14 protein-coding genes, 1 tRNA gene and 2 pseudogenes are annotated in these 13,441 nt (G+C 57.0%); 6 read left to right on the forward strand and 11 right to left on the reverse strand.

All coding sequences use genetic code 11. From position 1 onward, the window contains the following. Positions 1 to 18: 18 nt before the first annotated feature. Positions 19 to 95, forward strand: a tRNA-Met gene (locus J2858_RS12970). Between the two features lie 190 nt (positions 96 to 285). Beyond that, a complete protein-coding gene (locus tag J2858_RS24320) occupies positions 286 to 690 on the forward strand; it encodes a hypothetical protein (RefSeq protein WP_348635485.1) in 405 nt (134 codons plus the stop codon). Positions 691 to 693: 3 nt separating this feature from the next. On the opposite strand, the pseudogene J2858_RS24325 reads toward J2858_RS24320, so the two are convergent. The 3 genes and pseudogenes from J2858_RS24325 to J2858_RS12985 form a co-directional block, all read right to left on the reverse strand. Continuing rightward, positions 694 to 1,749, reverse strand: a pseudogene (locus J2858_RS24325) (recombinase family protein); the annotation flags it as partial. A gap of 39 nt (positions 1,750 to 1,788) precedes the next feature. Then, positions 1,789 to 1,989 (reverse strand): type II toxin-antitoxin system prevent-host-death family antitoxin, encoded by a 201-nt coding sequence (locus tag J2858_RS12980; protein WP_210105255.1) that lies wholly within the window; start codon positions 1,987 to 1,989, stop codon positions 1,789 to 1,791. Positions 1,990 to 2,060: 71 nt separating this feature from the next. Next, the gene (locus tag J2858_RS12985) at positions 2,061 to 2,267 is read right to left on the reverse strand and encodes a hypothetical protein (protein ID WP_210105256.1); all 207 of its coding nucleotides are present in this window, start codon (positions 2,265 to 2,267) and stop codon (positions 2,061 to 2,063) included. A 106-nt stretch (positions 2,268 to 2,373) separates the two neighbouring features. Here J2858_RS12985 and tnpA point away from each other — a divergent pair, with 106 nt between their 5' ends. Both tnpA and tnpB read left to right on the forward strand, forming a co-directional pair. Beyond that, a complete protein-coding gene (tnpA, locus tag J2858_RS12990; RefSeq protein ID WP_210105257.1) occupies positions 2,374 to 2,784 on the forward strand; it encodes an IS66-like element accessory protein TnpA in 411 nt (136 codons plus the stop codon). Further along, a complete protein-coding gene (tnpB, locus tag J2858_RS12995; RefSeq protein WP_210105258.1) occupies positions 2,781 to 3,134 on the forward strand; it encodes an IS66 family insertion sequence element accessory protein TnpB in 354 nt (117 codons plus the stop codon). The genes tnpA and tnpB overlap by 4 nt, the downstream gene beginning before the upstream one ends. Before the next feature lie 86 nt (positions 3,135 to 3,220). Here tnpB and J2858_RS13000 read toward each other — a convergent pair whose 3' ends face one another. The 7 genes and pseudogenes from J2858_RS13000 to J2858_RS13030 all read right to left on the reverse strand — a co-directional run. After that, positions 3,221 to 6,253 (reverse strand): type I restriction endonuclease subunit R, encoded by a 3,033-nt coding sequence (locus J2858_RS13000; protein WP_245365984.1) that lies wholly within the window; start codon positions 6,251 to 6,253, stop codon positions 3,221 to 3,223. Further along, entirely contained in the window at positions 6,250 to 6,873 is a 624-nt protein-coding gene (locus tag J2858_RS13005; RefSeq protein WP_210105259.1) for a TIGR02646 family protein, read from the reverse strand. Before J2858_RS13005 ends, J2858_RS13000 begins: the two co-directional genes overlap by 4 nt. Beyond that, positions 6,870 to 8,192: an AAA family ATPase gene (locus tag J2858_RS13010; protein WP_210105260.1), complete on the reverse strand. Its 1,323-nt coding sequence runs from the start codon at positions 8,190 to 8,192 to the stop codon at positions 6,870 to 6,872. Before J2858_RS13010 ends, J2858_RS13005 begins: the two co-directional genes overlap by 4 nt. Continuing rightward, a complete protein-coding gene (locus J2858_RS13015) occupies positions 8,189 to 9,412 on the reverse strand; it encodes a restriction endonuclease subunit S (RefSeq protein ID WP_210105261.1) in 1,224 nt (407 codons plus the stop codon). The genes J2858_RS13010 and J2858_RS13015 overlap by 4 nt, the downstream gene beginning before the upstream one ends. A gap of 20 nt (positions 9,413 to 9,432) precedes the next feature. After that, positions 9,433 to 11,442: a type I restriction-modification system subunit M gene (locus J2858_RS13020; protein WP_210105262.1), complete on the reverse strand. Its 2,010-nt coding sequence runs from the start codon at positions 11,440 to 11,442 to the stop codon at positions 9,433 to 9,435. Beyond that, positions 11,442 to 11,615: a type II toxin-antitoxin system Phd/YefM family antitoxin gene (locus J2858_RS13025; protein ID WP_210105263.1), complete on the reverse strand. Its 174-nt coding sequence runs from the start codon at positions 11,613 to 11,615 to the stop codon at positions 11,442 to 11,444. Before J2858_RS13025 ends, J2858_RS13020 begins: the two co-directional genes overlap by 1 nt. Before the next feature lie 224 nt (positions 11,616 to 11,839). Next, positions 11,840 to 11,974, reverse strand: a pseudogene (locus J2858_RS13030) (VapC toxin family PIN domain ribonuclease); the annotation flags it as partial. 253 nt (positions 11,975 to 12,227) lie between these two features. On the opposite strand from J2858_RS13030, the gene J2858_RS24115 reads away from it, so the two are divergent. Both J2858_RS24115 and J2858_RS13035 read left to right on the forward strand, forming a co-directional pair. Continuing rightward, positions 12,228 to 12,443 carry a transcriptional regulator domain-containing protein gene (locus tag J2858_RS24115; RefSeq protein ID WP_245366001.1) on the forward strand — a complete coding sequence of 72 codons (216 nt, stop codon included), beginning with the start codon at positions 12,228 to 12,230 and terminating at the stop codon, positions 12,441 to 12,443. After that, positions 12,382 to 13,023, forward strand: coding sequence for a DUF2285 domain-containing protein (locus tag J2858_RS13035; RefSeq protein ID WP_348635486.1), 642 nt, complete (start codon positions 12,382 to 12,384; stop codon positions 13,021 to 13,023). The genes J2858_RS24115 and J2858_RS13035 overlap by 62 nt, the downstream gene beginning before the upstream one ends. A 7-nt stretch (positions 13,024 to 13,030) precedes the next feature. Here J2858_RS13035 and J2858_RS13040 read toward each other — a convergent pair whose 3' ends face one another. Beyond that, positions 13,031 to 13,321: a DNA -binding domain-containing protein gene (locus J2858_RS13040; RefSeq protein WP_204157983.1), complete on the reverse strand. Its 291-nt coding sequence runs from the start codon at positions 13,319 to 13,321 to the stop codon at positions 13,031 to 13,033. Positions 13,322 to 13,441: the final 120 nt, after the last annotated feature.

A 13,441-nucleotide genomic window follows, 5' to 3' on the forward strand; every position in this document is an offset into this window, starting at 1 on the left:
GAACCCGGAAAAAAATAACGCGGGGTGGAGCAGCCCGGTAGCTCGTCAGGCTCATAACCTGAAGGCCGCAGGTTCAAATCCTGCCCCCGCAACCACTGATAACGACACTCCCGTCGCATCCGCTGCGGGTTTTGTTGTTTTTGCAGCCTTTCCAATGGCTTGGCGCTCTGTCCAATTGACGATCGTACCCAACTCGCCATGTAGCGTTGCGTAAATTTCGCCGCGTTCGGGGCCGGGAGTGAGCGAAATTCGCTCGATCAGGCTACGCAGATTGTCGGCCGCTTCTTGACGCTCTTCCTTCTTGTTCACCGCCTTTGTGAGCGATGCAATCTTCTTCGCATAGATCGCCGAGGCGCTTGGCAGGATGTCCGGCGTGTCCTGAGGCGCTTCGGCCAGACGCTCAGTCAGCTCGACCTTACGAGCCTCCAGCGTGTCCATCTCGGCCTTCATGCTCTCATGGAACATGCCAGCCTTGATCGCCTCGATGATGCCGCGGATCTGCTTCTCGATTTTTGCCAGTTCAGCTTTCCAGGCATCGCCGCTGGAGCGGCGTTCCCGGTTCAGCCGATTGGTTTCCTCGGCATAGGCGCGCATCGCCTCCTCAACGATCTCGGGCGCCATCATGCGGTCCTTCAGGCCGGAGAGCACGCGGGCTTCCAGATCCTCACGCGGGATCGTACGGCTGTTTGAACACGCGCCCTTACTGATGTGGTTCGAGCATGCGAACCGATCAGCACCGCGAAGTGAGTAGGGGCTTCCGCAGCAGCCACAGAACACCAGGCCGGACAGAAGGGACTTCGGCCGACGTGTACCGTTCAGACGGTTTTTTTTGTGATGCTTGCGCACGGCTTCGGTGACGTTGGCAAACTTCTCGGCGATCTCGCCCTGCCGGACACGGACCGAATGCCAGAGTTCGTCATCGACCATGCGCAGCTCCGGAACGTCTTTGATGATCCATTCGGATTCCGGGTTCAGGCGTGAGACGCGCTTTCCGGTCGATGGATCCTTGATGTAACGGAGGCGGTTCCAGATGAGGCGGCCGATGTAAAGTTCATTGTTCACCAGTCCCGTGCCGCGCTTCACATGGCCGCGGATGGTGGTGTCTCTCCAGAGCTTGCCAGCCGGACCGGGGACACCTTCCTCGTTCAATGTGCGGGCGATTGTGCGTGGACCGACGCCAGCGGCGAACTCGCGGAAAATGCGCCGGACAACATTCGCCTCGGCTTCGTTGATCTCCCGGTCGCCGCGAATGGGATCGCCGCGCGCGTCAAGCTGCTTGACGACATTGTAGCCAAAGCACAGGCCACCACCCGATTTGCCGTCCTCGACGCGGCCGCGAATGCCACGATGGGTTTTGGCGGCAAGGTCTTTCAGGAACAGCGCATTCATCGTGCCCTTGAGGCCGACGTGCAACTCGCTGATCTCGCCCTCTGACAGCGTGACAATGGGAACGCCGGCAAATTTGAGGTGCTTGTAGAAGGTGGCGACGTCAGCCTGGTCGCGACTGATGCGATCCAGTGCCTCAGCAAGCACGATGTCGAACTGTGCAGCCTGCGCATCTTGAAGGAGCGCCTGAATGCCCGGACGCAGGATCATGCTTGCGCCAGAGATGCCAGCATCCTTATAGGTTCCGACGATTTTCCACTTCTCGCGCTTCGCCTGCTCGCGGCAGATGCGCAACTGGTCCTCGATCGACGCCTCACGCTGATTGTCGGAGGAATATCGGGCATAAAGCGCAACGCGAGTCATATTGGCAGTCCTTTCAGGCTCCGTGTCGGTGGAGGTGTCTTAATTCCGTTCAGGTTTGGAGGCGGCTTCGACTGTCTCGTCCCTGCGCTGCGCCGCTGACAGTAGCTCGTCATAGTGGGCGGCCGACATCAGGACAAACTCGCGCCGTCCATGTCGCGTGATCTCTACCGGCTCACGGTGAGATTCGTTCAGATACTTTCCGAACTTACGCTGGAATTCGAGGGAGGTTGTGGTTGGCATCGCAGACTCCAGTAGAATAAGCCTGCCTATATAATACGTGTTATACGTATAAGAGCAAGGGAGTTTGCAGGTCAGCTAAGCAGGTGGCGTCGTACTTTGCGCTCTGCAGCCAGCTTGCGTTCAAATTGCTCGCGGGCGATCTGGCGACCAATTAGGCGAGCCAGCGACATCAGAGCAGCGTCTTTGCGCGCAGGATCGTGCCGGTCCGTTTCCGGTCCGGTCGAGGGTGTAACCTCGATATTGATCCTGTTTCGCTTGACCGCCATTGTCTCCATCATCCCATCCCCGGGAAGGGGCTGGTACAATGGAAACCCGGAATGTCATCGCTGGGAAGGCCTCCGGCACCGCTGTGCGGTGAATGGGACGCGGTGGCGTAGAAAAAGGATGATCATCAAGCGCTGTAGAGTGATTTCGGCCATTGAGCTTTTGTCTGTCGACGGTCTTGGTCGCGGGCTGGATTGGTCGGACGAAGAGAAGGTTCGGATCGTTGAGGAGAGCCTGCAAGGCTTTCGGCATGGCTCGGTCACGGCGCGGTGTTATGAAGTGTTGCGGTCAATGTTGACCCGTTGGCATCGGAAATACCGAAGCGGGCTTCTAAACGTTTCCGCGTCAACGGGCTTCGTGTCGCTTTCGATTTCGCCACCACCGGCGGCATCTTTCGAGACGGCCCCGCCGCGGCCTGAAGAAGACAGGATGATCGAGATCGGCCTGCCGAACGGTCGTCGCCTGACGATCCCGGCTCCGCTTGATCCAACTATCCTTGCTCGGCTGTTGCCGGTTCTGGACGCGTCATGATCGCTTTTCCGACCGGAGCGAAGGTGTGGATTGCAGGCGGCCTGATGGACATGCGTTGTGGCATTAACAGCCTAGCGCTGAATGTGCAACAGGGGCTTGGCCGCGATCCCCACAGCGGAGAGGTCTTCAGCTTTCGAGGTCGCAAAGGTGACCTGATCGAGGTCCCGTGGCAGGACGGCGTCGTGATATCGCTCTACCTGAAGCGTCTAAAGGCAGGCAGGCTCATCGGGTCGGTTAGCCAGAGTGGCTTCGCCGTGCCGGTTCGGCGGCTTAACCCAGTGCTTATCCAACCACGCGCGGAATTCAGCCTCGCATGGACCCATCTAAGTATGACCTGGACTCAGGGCTGACGGATCCCCGGTCATGTGTCGGGTGCTCGCCAGCGAGTGGCTGTCTGGAGCAACCGAACCGCCACAATGAAGCGATCTTCCCCCGTCTATTCATGTGATCTACGCAACCTTGAGTAGGCCTCGGTCGCAAGCCAGTTCGTGACAAGGCCTTGGAAGGTTTTGTCATTCATGAACCGAGCAAAAATCTCTTCGTTCTGATCCATGCGCTCAACAAACAAAGCTTCCAGCAGATTCTTAAACAACAGTTCGAATTTTTCACCTGGGTTTGCAATGGCAGCTTGCCGCAAATTGGCGTCCGCCATCGCAGCCTCAACGATCTGATCGAAGAACAGCTGGTCGGCATTGTTGAAGTCAGTGCCGAAGCGGTCATTCACGACATCAATCAGCCGGGAAAGGGGGACTTCTTCCTCACGAGCGACCTTCGAGCCAACAGAAGATGGCCCGTCGAGTTTATTGGCAGTCCCATCGGACAGGCTGATTGAACCCTCGCTAACCTTCTGGAGGCGATAGTAATCCAACCTGACCTCGTCATCGAACTGGTATGACGGGCTGCCGCCCTTCTTTGGTAGCTTCGAAGCCAAATGGCGCAGGAAAACGTACAACTTCTCCAGATCTGAATCCTGATAGGGAATAATCTGACTAAGGAAGCTGTAGAGACTGCCAAATGCGAGGATCTTTCCGCGCAACACCTCGGCCTCTGTGGGCTCCGTCTTCGTAAGATCAGAGAAATTATACACCGGCCGATCGATAATGGCATTCATTTTTTGGTGGTCGGAAGCGCTCTGTTTCAGCTTTGGCTTGAAGTATATCTGCGAGAAAATTTCGACATCGCTCAGGGAGTATATGCCGCTTGAATCCAGTTCGCCTTTGATGTGATACATTCGGTTCGGATCGACTTCTTCGCCGATTTCTGCGCCTTCATAATAGGTCTGGAAGGCCTCTTGAATCTCATTTCGGTCGTTCACGAAATCGAGAATGAACGTATCTTCCTTGAAAGGGTGAGTACGATTCAGCCGCGACAGGGTCTGAACGGCCTGGATGCCTGAAAGCCGCCTGTCAACATACATTGTGTGAAGAAGCGGCTGGTCGAATCCGGTCTGATATTTCTCTGCGACTAGCAGAACCTGATATTCGGACGTGGCGAAGACGTCCGGCAGTTCCTTTTCGCGCACGCCAAGGTTCATCCCCTCCTCGGTGTAGGTGACATCCAGAAGCTTGTCGTCGGCGACCGCACCGGAGAAGGCGACAAGTGATTTGATCGCATAGCCCTTCGCCTTGATGTAGGCGTCAAAGCTCTGCTTGTACCGTACGGCCTCAAGCCGCGAGCCGGTTACGACCATGCCTTTGGCACGGCCGCCAACCTTGTGCTGGGTGGCTGCATGGAAATGCTCGACCATCACCTCCGTCTTCTGGGCGATATTGTGAGGATGCAGCTTCAGGAAACGCGCTAGCGCAAGTGCCGCCTTCTTTCTGATCACATTCGGATCATCGTCACTTGCCTTCAATAGCCGGAAATAGGTCGCGTAGGTGGTGTAGTGCTTCAGCACATCGAGGATGAAGCCTTCCTCGATGGCCTGACGCATGGTGTAGCGATGGGCTGGTTTCCCGCCATTGCCAAACACCGCCAATGTCTTGTGTTTCGGTGTCGCGGTGAATGCGAAGAAGCTGATGTTCGCTTGACGACCGCGCTTCGCCATGCTGCGGAACAGCTCATCCTCGCCGACGCTGTCATTATCGACCATATAGCGCTGCGCCTCTTCGCGGAGCCGTTGGCCGCCGAGCACTTCCTTCAGGTCGGTTGCCGCCTCACCACCCTGAGAGCTGTGCGCCTCATCGATAATGACAGCAAAGCTCCGGGTCTTGAGTACACCGTTTCCATTATCACCTCGCTCTTCCGCCAGTCTAACCAATTGGCGCGATACGAATGGAAACTTCTGCAAGGTCGTGATGATGATCGGTACGGAGTTTTCGAGTGCTTCCGCCAGCTGCCGGGAATTGTCATCAATCTTTTGCACGACCCCGTGCTTGTGCTCGAACTGGTAAATCGTGTCCTGCAACTGCTTGTCGAGCACCAAGCGATCGGTGATGACAATGACGCTATCGAACACGCGGTCATTGGCGCTGTCGTGCAGCGACGCAAGGCGGTGCGTAAGCCAGCCGATGGTATTACTCTTACCGCTGCCAGCTGAATGCTCAATCAGATAATTGTGGCCGGGACCTTCGGATTTCGCCCTCGCGACCAAATCGCGGACAGCTTCAAGCTGATGGTAGCGCGGAAAGATCAGTGTTTCTTTCCTAACCTTTCGGCCAGCGTCATCGCGCTTTTCTTCCACCTGCAAATGAATGAACCGGGCCAGCAGATCGAGCAGGCTGTCGCGCTGAAGCACTTCTTCCCACAGGTAAGCCGTGCGATAGCTCCGGCCCTTCGGGTCAGGAGGATTACCCGCGCCGCCATCGTTCCCGCGATTGAAGGGCAGGAAGTGCGTGGCCGGACCGGCCAATCGCGTTGTCATGAAGACCGCATCCGTATCTACGGCGAAGTGCGCCAGTATCCGCCGCTTGAACTCGAAGATCGGCTCGCGCGGATCGCGGTCGCGGCGGTACTGGCGAATGGCATCCTCAACCGTCGATCCCGTCATGGCATTCTTCAGCTCTACCGAAATCACCGGAACGCCGTTGACGCTAAGGACCAGGTCAAGTTCGTTGTCGTTGCTGAGCGAGTAACGAAGCTGGCGCGTGACGCTAACAACGTTCGCCGCATACCGTGCCTCTAGCTCTGCATTGAGGTCATGAGCAGCCTTGAAGGTGGCGACACGCAGAGTCTTGCCATAGCATTTGAATCCGTGCCGGAGCGTCGCAAGGGAACCATTGGCATCAATCCATTTGACCAGATCGGCCAGCACCTGGGCGCGCGCTTTGTCGCCGTGCAAAGCCTCCAGTGCCTTCCACTCGCGCGGTTGGGTGGCGCGGATGAAGTCAATAACCGGGTCGGGGAACAAAGCGGAAGCCCGGTCGAATTTTTCGGATGGTAGCAGGCTACACCCGTTCGCCACAAGAATGTCCTCAATCACGGTCTCGAACGCACCTTCTGTATGGCGGGCGGGGTTCACTTTGGTCATGTTGCCAACTTCCGTTTCAAGAACCAGATTGCGACGGGACTGTATGGCTCAAGATTGCCTGCACCAGTTTCATACTGGTTCACTTTTGCTCTGACCTTGCCCTGATTTGGCTGCTTCATCTGCCACCACTTAATAAGGCCGTCGAGCACGCCTTTGCGACGATTCTTTAGCGTCGCAATGTTCAGGCCAAGTATCGTATTCAGTTCTTCATCGAGTTCAGGATCGTCAGAGACAATCTCGCCGTTGTTTCGATACTTGAGGCGTGCTTCTATCGCATGGGCTGGCGTCGCCGGATTCCACTTCAGATCCTGGTCATCTTTCAGCTTGTCGCAGTGGTACTGATCGGCATTTCCACCCTCTCCACCCCGGCAGGCTGCCAACAAATTTGCATATACCAGCCTTTGGTTCGGGTATCCTGATTGGCTTTGCCAATGCTCGATACGCATGCTGAGCCCGTCTGCGGCTATGGGAGACATGCAGTAACAACAAAGCCCGCGTTGCTCCGATACCAAGGCCACCCGAAGCGCGGTTTTCCCGCCGTAGTTCGCATAGTCAGTGGGATCAATCGCACGATGCTGGGTAAGGCACGCAGGTTCGTTGCCTTTGACGATGGCTCTCATTCATCGTCCCCTTCAAGGAAATCGAGTAAAAGCTTGGCTCGGACTACCTCAGGATCACTTTCACCGATTTCCTCGGCAAGTGCCTTCAGGGCTGTGCGGGCATCTTCTGTCTTTTGAGCGTCTATCAGCCTCGCAATCGTTGCCAGCCTCCCCTCTACGCTGGCATTACGCGGCGCGGTGTTCATCAATTCTTCCAGCACCCGGCTGGAATCGACACCAAAAGAGTGCGACGGTACGAATACATTGTCGCCATCGATCATCTGGATTTGTTCATGTGCCACTTCGCCAATCACTTGCGGAGAATGCGTTGTGGCGATGAACTGGCAGTTGGGGAATGTCCGCGTCAGGTCGCCAACGATCTTGCGCTGCCATTGCGGGTGGAGATGCAGGTCGATTTCGTCAATCAGGATGACCGCTTCGGCTTCCCGCATCGGATCTTCGAGCGTCGGATTAGCCTGGGTCAGACGGCGCGCAATATCGAGAATCAGTACGAGCACGCTTCGCTCACCATCCGACAGCTGACGTATATCGAGCGTGACACCCTCGTAGTCGATAAGGATTCTGGGCGGTCCTTCCTCACTCGGGCGTAAGTTCGAAAATTGCGGCAAAAAAGTCGAGATAGCCTCTTCTAGCAACTCGACCGCCCGGCGAGAAGGAGGATGTTCAGCCGCCTGGACACGTTGTGCGCGCATTCGGTCAGCAGTTTGCACAATGCTGAGCATCGAATTGCGAAGGGCGTTGAAGTAGGCTGGATATTTGGCCGCCACAGTCTTCGAGCCCTCGACGTCACGCTCTGTAAGCATTGATCGTCGGGTCGAGAAGTGCATGACCAGCGGAGCGCTCCTCTCTTGGGCAGCCCAGCCTTTCATGTCGGCAACTGGAGGGTTAAATAGCGTTGGTTCGGGAGAACTTAGCGTATCTGCTAGCTCTCGCATGAGTGTTCGCGGACGTTCTCCGGGACGCTCGATTTCAAGGATTTCACGCCGCAAACGTTCTATATTGGCGGGGTCGTCCCGCACCACGGCTTCCCGCCACTCACGCAAAGTAAATCGGCACTCATGCCCATCCAGCGAGAAGTAGATCGTGGCATCGGCGAACGGAGAACCGAAGCGGATGTCTTCCGCGTCAAAACCGAACGGATTGATGCGGACGCTCTGAACCTGTCGGTGGATATGCGAGGCGCAAGCACCGATAGTGTCAAGCACAGTGCTCTTGCCGGCGCCGTTGATCCCAGCGATCAGGTTGAATTGCGGGTTAAAGGTGAACTCGGCGAACTCAAAGCCGCGAAGGTTAAACAGCGAAAGGCTGGTGATCTTCATGCGGCCTCCGGAATGTCTATCTGGCCGGTGACGGCGGCGGCGATCAAAGCGCTGCGGCGTTCCTTCAGCAAGGTGATGGAGCGCTCAGTGGCGCTTGCCAGCTTGTCGATCTTGGTGCGCTCCTCGGCAATGTGGGCCACGATCTGTTCCTGTTCGTTAAGTGGCGGCACCGGCCAGAAGGTTTCGAAGAAGCCTTCTGGGTACAGACGCAAACGGGATGACCAAACACCCTTCGAGTATCGCGTAACTTCCTGTGCGAAGACAGGGATGCGGACCAGTGCGTCGACATAGGCGGGCAGTAGGCATGGGCCGGGTGAGTAGACATTATAGGCCGGACTGACGATGCCATCGATCGGAGCCGTGCCCATCGCTCCCATCCACGCCCAAAGCGTGTTGATGACCAGATCGCCAGTGAAACACAGCTTGTATCCTGCCGTCGTTTCCGCCTCGAACATGTTGACGTCTTTTTCGGACCTGGGCGTGACGCCAGTTATGTGGGAGACGGTCAGCATTTCCTCTTCGCCGGTGTCGGAACGCTCATCCCGCTCGCTAAACAGCCATCGGGACCGCTCGATCTTCCAATGGGCCGGGATATCGCCAAGCCATTCGATGCCGCAAGGGCGCAAGGGAGCGGAGCGGTCAAGTCCGCGCATGATTGCCTCTGCCACCAGCGTCCGCCGCTTTTCGGCCAACAGATCCAGCAGCTTTTGCTTGGCCTCGATCAGAGCATCGATTTGGGCCAGTTCTGCGTCGAGAAATGCGGAGGTCCTTCGCTGGACCGGCAGTTCCGGCAAGGCGATCACAATGTCGCCAATTTCGGACGCATTGATCGCGGGGTAGCTGATCCCCGTTGATCGCATCTCGACTTCCGCCAGAAACCGAGGCTCCCGGACGGCATAACGACAAAAACCCGGATCGAGCAGGCTCGAACGAGGGCGTACAACCGCGAACCCCGTGGAGACAATCAGGTTTTCGGGTGGAGAAATGATCGGAGCGATTGCCTGAAGGTAGGTACGAACGGTTGAAATGATGACATCGCCATCCTGCACGATCCTGCGAGCACGGCTTGGCGCCGCCTCGAACCGATAATCAACAATCTCATGGATGGTCCCGGAGGAGTCCACATTGCCGATATCAACATAGGCGATTTCAAAGTCCGGATCGACGTTTTCGGGCAGCGCCTCGTCGTTGATGGTTGCCGCGAATTTGAGGCGCATCATGCTTTTCCCTGGCGCGCTGCTCACTCCGTCACCTCCCGCAGAAGGCGCATAATTTCATCCTCCGCCTGCTTCAGTTCGGCGTCGATCACCGCCAAGGGACGAGGTGGGGTGAACTTGTAGAAGTGGCGATTGAAGTTGATTTCATAGCCCACCTTGTCCTTGGCACGGTCAATCCAAGCATCGGGTACATGGGGTAGTACTTCGCGGACGAAGAAGGCGTGGACATCGACCTTGAGCGGGATATTCTCGAAATCGCGCAGATCAGGATCTGGTTCGAAACCCTTGCCTTTACGTACCTTTTCCGCACTTGCGTCCTTGGTGGTAAAAACGTTGCGAAACAGCTTTTCGTCCGCCGCACGCCACTTCGACTCACGATCGTTAAGAATCCGCTCGACTGTCTCTGACACGGCGTTCCAATCCATCAACGGTTCGCGACGAAGCTCCTTGTCAATTGCCTGAATATCGTCGAGCAGATGCGGTGCAGCATCGAGAAAGCGGGCCTTGTCCTCCACCGTCATCTGATAGCGCAAACGCAATGGCCGCTCGATCATGACGCGGGTGTAGCCGAAATCGTCATTGTCGAAGATCTTGGACTGCTCACTCGGGGTAAACTGGCCATAGCGGCGGACGATATCTGCAATCTGGTCCGGCTCGTCTGGACGGTCATCGCCTTCGAGTGCCGGCCCTTCGCCAATTTTGCGCCGCTTGTCCCCTTGACTTCGGCGCATTTGGACATAGGTTTCGCGCGCGTCTACCAGCTGGATTTTGCCCTTGCGGGCCTTGGCCTTCCGGTTAGTGACGATCCAGATATAGGTGCCAATGCCGGTGTTGTAGAACATCTGTTCCGGCAGGGCGATGATCGCCTCCAGCATATCCGCTTCGATGATCCATCTGCGGATGTTGCTTTCCCCGCCCCCGGCGCCGCCCGTGAACAGTGGCGAACCGCTGAAGACAATGGCAGCACGCGAGCCGTACTTCTGCTTGGCAGGCGCATAGTCTTCGAACTTCGAGATCATGTGCTGCAGGAAAAGCAACGACCCGTCATTAACGCGCGGCAGCCCGGCGTGGAAGCGGCCGGATTTGCCGCGCTCATGCTCGGCCACGATTTCCTTCTGTTGCTTTTTCCAGTCCACGCCAAAGGGCGGATTGGCGATGAAGTAATCGAACCGGTTTTTGCCCTCTTCCGCGAACTTGTCGTCGGTGAAGGTATCGCCGAACTGTATGTTCTCGCCGTGCCCGTTGTGGTCAACCTGCTTCATCAGCATGTCTGAAGCGGCGGTGGCGAAGGCCCGCTTGTTGTAATCCTGGCCGTAGACATACAGCTTCGCCGGCGAGTTGTGCCGCCGCATATAGGCTTGCGCTTCGGCCAGCATTCCGCCCGTGCCGCACGCGGGATCGAGTATGGTCCGGACCGCCCCTTCCTTCACGAACAGGTCGTCATCATCGTAGAACAGCAGATCAACCATCAGCGTGATGACTTCGCGCGGGGTAAAATGGTCGCCCGCCGTTTCATTCGCCAATTCGTTGAAGCGCCGGATCAGGTTTTCGAAAAGCAGCCCCATCTGCTCATTCTTGACTTTGTTGGGGTGTAGATCGACCGCAGCGAACTCCTTGACGATCAGGAACAGAATGCCTGCCTCGTGCATCCGCTCAATCTCTGCCGTGAATTCGAAATACTCGAAGATCTTCCGGACATTGGCGGAAAAACTGTCGATATAGGTCTGCAAATGGCGATTGAGGTTGTCTGGGTCCCCGAGAAGCTTTCTGAAATCAAGCTCTGAGCGATTATGAAAGCGATGGCCAGCCACCTGGTTCAACTTGCTGTCGAGCGCATCGCCTTTAATCTTGCTGCCTTCGCGGCGCTTGGCCTCGGCAACGACCGCTGCCTTCGTATCCGCCAGGACGCAATCGAAGCGGCGAAGGACGACCAGCGGCAACATGACTCGCTCATACTGCGGCGGTCGGTAAGGGCCGCGCAGCAAATTGGCGATGTCCCAGATCAGGTTGGCAAGGTTGGCATGAGTGGCCATCAGGCATTGGTTCCGTTCTTTTCGGCTTGGGCCGAGAGCCGTTCATATTCCTCCACCGACAGCACGACCACGACAGGTCTGCCGTGTTTGTCTATGGAGACAGGGGATGCCCGAGCCAGATCAATCAGCCGACCAAAGCCATTCTTAGCGTCGCGCGCCGACATGTGCTGCATGTGCCCCTCCAAAGTTGGAGCTATTATAGCCATAATGGATTGAAAGAAAAGAGCATTTCGTGCGACATTGCCGACATCCTGATTGAGACAAAGCGGGAGTCGACTTTCAGGCGTTCAGTGCCGCCAGCAGAAGATTGGATTCAAACGCTGAATCACCGCTACCTGTCTGAAGTACGGGTCCTTTATGACTGCGTGCGCGTAAGCCGTCACGCTCATCGCAACCGCTACACCCAGTTTTCCACCCGCACGCCGGGCATACGGACGAACTCCTTCATATTGTTCGTCACCACGATCAGCCCCTCGCTACGGGCGTGTGCGCCGGGCTGCCCGTAATGCGCGACCGCCTTGTCTCTCAGCGGGCCGCGCTTGTCGAGCGCGCCGCAATCACGCAGTCGCGCATTTCCGCCATTCGGCTTCGATCACTGACGCGGGAATGTCGTCAGGGTGTCTCCCATGTGATGCGCAACAGTGCTAACGAAAGATTGTCGAATTGATTGATCGGGTTAGGCGATCCACTTATCGCGTTAGACACGCTACCGCAAAACCATTCAATAGCGCAGCCTTTTCAGGTCGGACGTGGCCTTGCGCCGTCCGGCTTTGGGAGGACGCGCCATGCAGAGCATAGATTGGCGTAATCCGGCGGCCTATAAACGCATTAGGGACCTTCCGCCCGCCGGTTTCGCCTGGGAATACCTTCGTCGTAACGAAGACTATCGCCATGACGTCGAGAGACTCGCGCAGAGGAGAGAACCCGCGGGAGAAGAGGTTGACGCCTTTGTTTCCCGCTGGGGGGTACGATTTCGCACACGACCCCGACGCGCAGCCTGACGGCGCACCGCCTTTCTGGTCGCCGCATTTCAATCCGCAGGCGATTACTCTGTCACCGGTCGAGCAGAACGATCCCGATGGCGGGCGGCTTGTCGCTCTCGCACATCTCGATGGCCTGATCCTGCGTCGCGCGCCGGATGGCTGGCACGCAATCTGGCGTATCGGTGGGATGGAGCATCAATTCTGGCTGCCGCAGGGCGCGATCGATGCGGCAGCTTTCTATGCTGCAATCCTGCCTATGGACGAGTTCATGGAATTGCGCGCCCATGCTGCCCGCCGCCTCTGGCGGTGCCTGACAGGCCGCTCTCCGGGGCCGGATATTCGCACCATGCCAGCGCAGCTTCGGCAATGGCACCTTCTGTCGCTACGGGCGTTGGACGCACGGCTACACGGCGAAAGCTATCGCGCCGTTGCCGAAGTCCTACTCGGCTTCCTTGGCAACAAGGAAGAATTCGAGACTGATCCGCGCAAGAATAAGGCACGTCGTCTTGTTTCCCACGGCATCAGGATGATGCGCGGGGGCTATCGGCTACTTTTGCATTATCCGGTAAAGCCAGGTCCGCGCTCAAAGGGCAAATGAGGCAGTCTCACCGATTCCTGTTTGCCGCAGCCTGTTCCAGTATTTGCCTGTAACCTTCCCGCGACAGCCATTGGGCGCGTTCCAGATGGCTCTGCCAGCATCGCCGGGTTAGCATCTCATCTGATGCCGGATCGCGGTGCAGAACAATTCGCGCCACTTCCTTCCAGTCCGCATCCTCGGCCTTGGCGTCGAGAAGGCGCAGATAGGTCACGAAATGCTGCTCGTCATAGGCGGTCATGACATTGCCGGACGGCGCTAGATCATCCACATCGGGATCAAGTTCGACGGGTGCTTTCACGGTCATTCCCCTTCTTTCAGAAGAGTTTCTGCGGTTCGCCCCCGCAATAAAACTCTCTGACTCCTGGTGATCGGGGAGTTAGTAACCGTGACTAGACGGCCCCATGGCCTTTAGCTGGAA

Origin of the sequence: Neorhizobium galegae (assembly GCF_017877135.1) — a bacterium.
Classification (GTDB): domain Bacteria; phylum Pseudomonadota; class Alphaproteobacteria; order Rhizobiales; family Rhizobiaceae; genus Neorhizobium; species Neorhizobium galegae_A.

Bases quoted from the DNA above. Each gene is read 5' to 3' on its own strand.
- J2858_RS12980 (WP_210105255.1), bottom strand. From the start codon at position 1,989: ATGCCAACCACAACCTCCCTCGAATTCCAGCGTAAGTTCGGAAAGTAT.
- J2858_RS12985 (WP_210105256.1), bottom strand. From the start codon at position 2,267: ATGATGGAGACAATGGCGGTCAAGCGAAACAGGATCAATATCGAGGTT.
- tnpA (WP_210105257.1), top strand. From the start codon at position 2,374: ATGATCATCAAGCGCTGTAGAGTGATTTCGGCCATTGAGCTTTTGTCT.
- tnpB (WP_210105258.1), top strand. From the start codon at position 2,781: ATGATCGCTTTTCCGACCGGAGCGAAGGTGTGGATTGCAGGCGGCCTG.
- J2858_RS13000 (WP_245365984.1), bottom strand. From the start codon at position 6,253: ATGACCAAAGTGAACCCCGCCCGCCATACAGAAGGTGCGTTCGAGACC.
- J2858_RS13005 (WP_210105259.1), bottom strand. From the start codon at position 6,873: ATGAGAGCCATCGTCAAAGGCAACGAACCTGCGTGCCTTACCCAGCAT.
- J2858_RS13010 (WP_210105260.1), bottom strand. From the start codon at position 8,192: ATGAAGATCACCAGCCTTTCGCTGTTTAACCTTCGCGGCTTTGAGTTC.
- J2858_RS13015 (WP_210105261.1), bottom strand. From the start codon at position 9,412: ATGATGCGCCTCAAATTCGCGGCAACCATCAACGACGAGGCGCTGCCC.
- J2858_RS13020 (WP_210105262.1), bottom strand. From the start codon at position 11,442: ATGGCCACTCATGCCAACCTTGCCAACCTGATCTGGGACATCGCCAAT.
- J2858_RS13025 (WP_210105263.1), bottom strand. From the start codon at position 11,615: ATGCAGCACATGTCGGCGCGCGACGCTAAGAATGGCTTTGGTCGGCTG.
- J2858_RS24115 (WP_245366001.1), top strand. From the start codon at position 12,228: ATGCAGAGCATAGATTGGCGTAATCCGGCGGCCTATAAACGCATTAGG.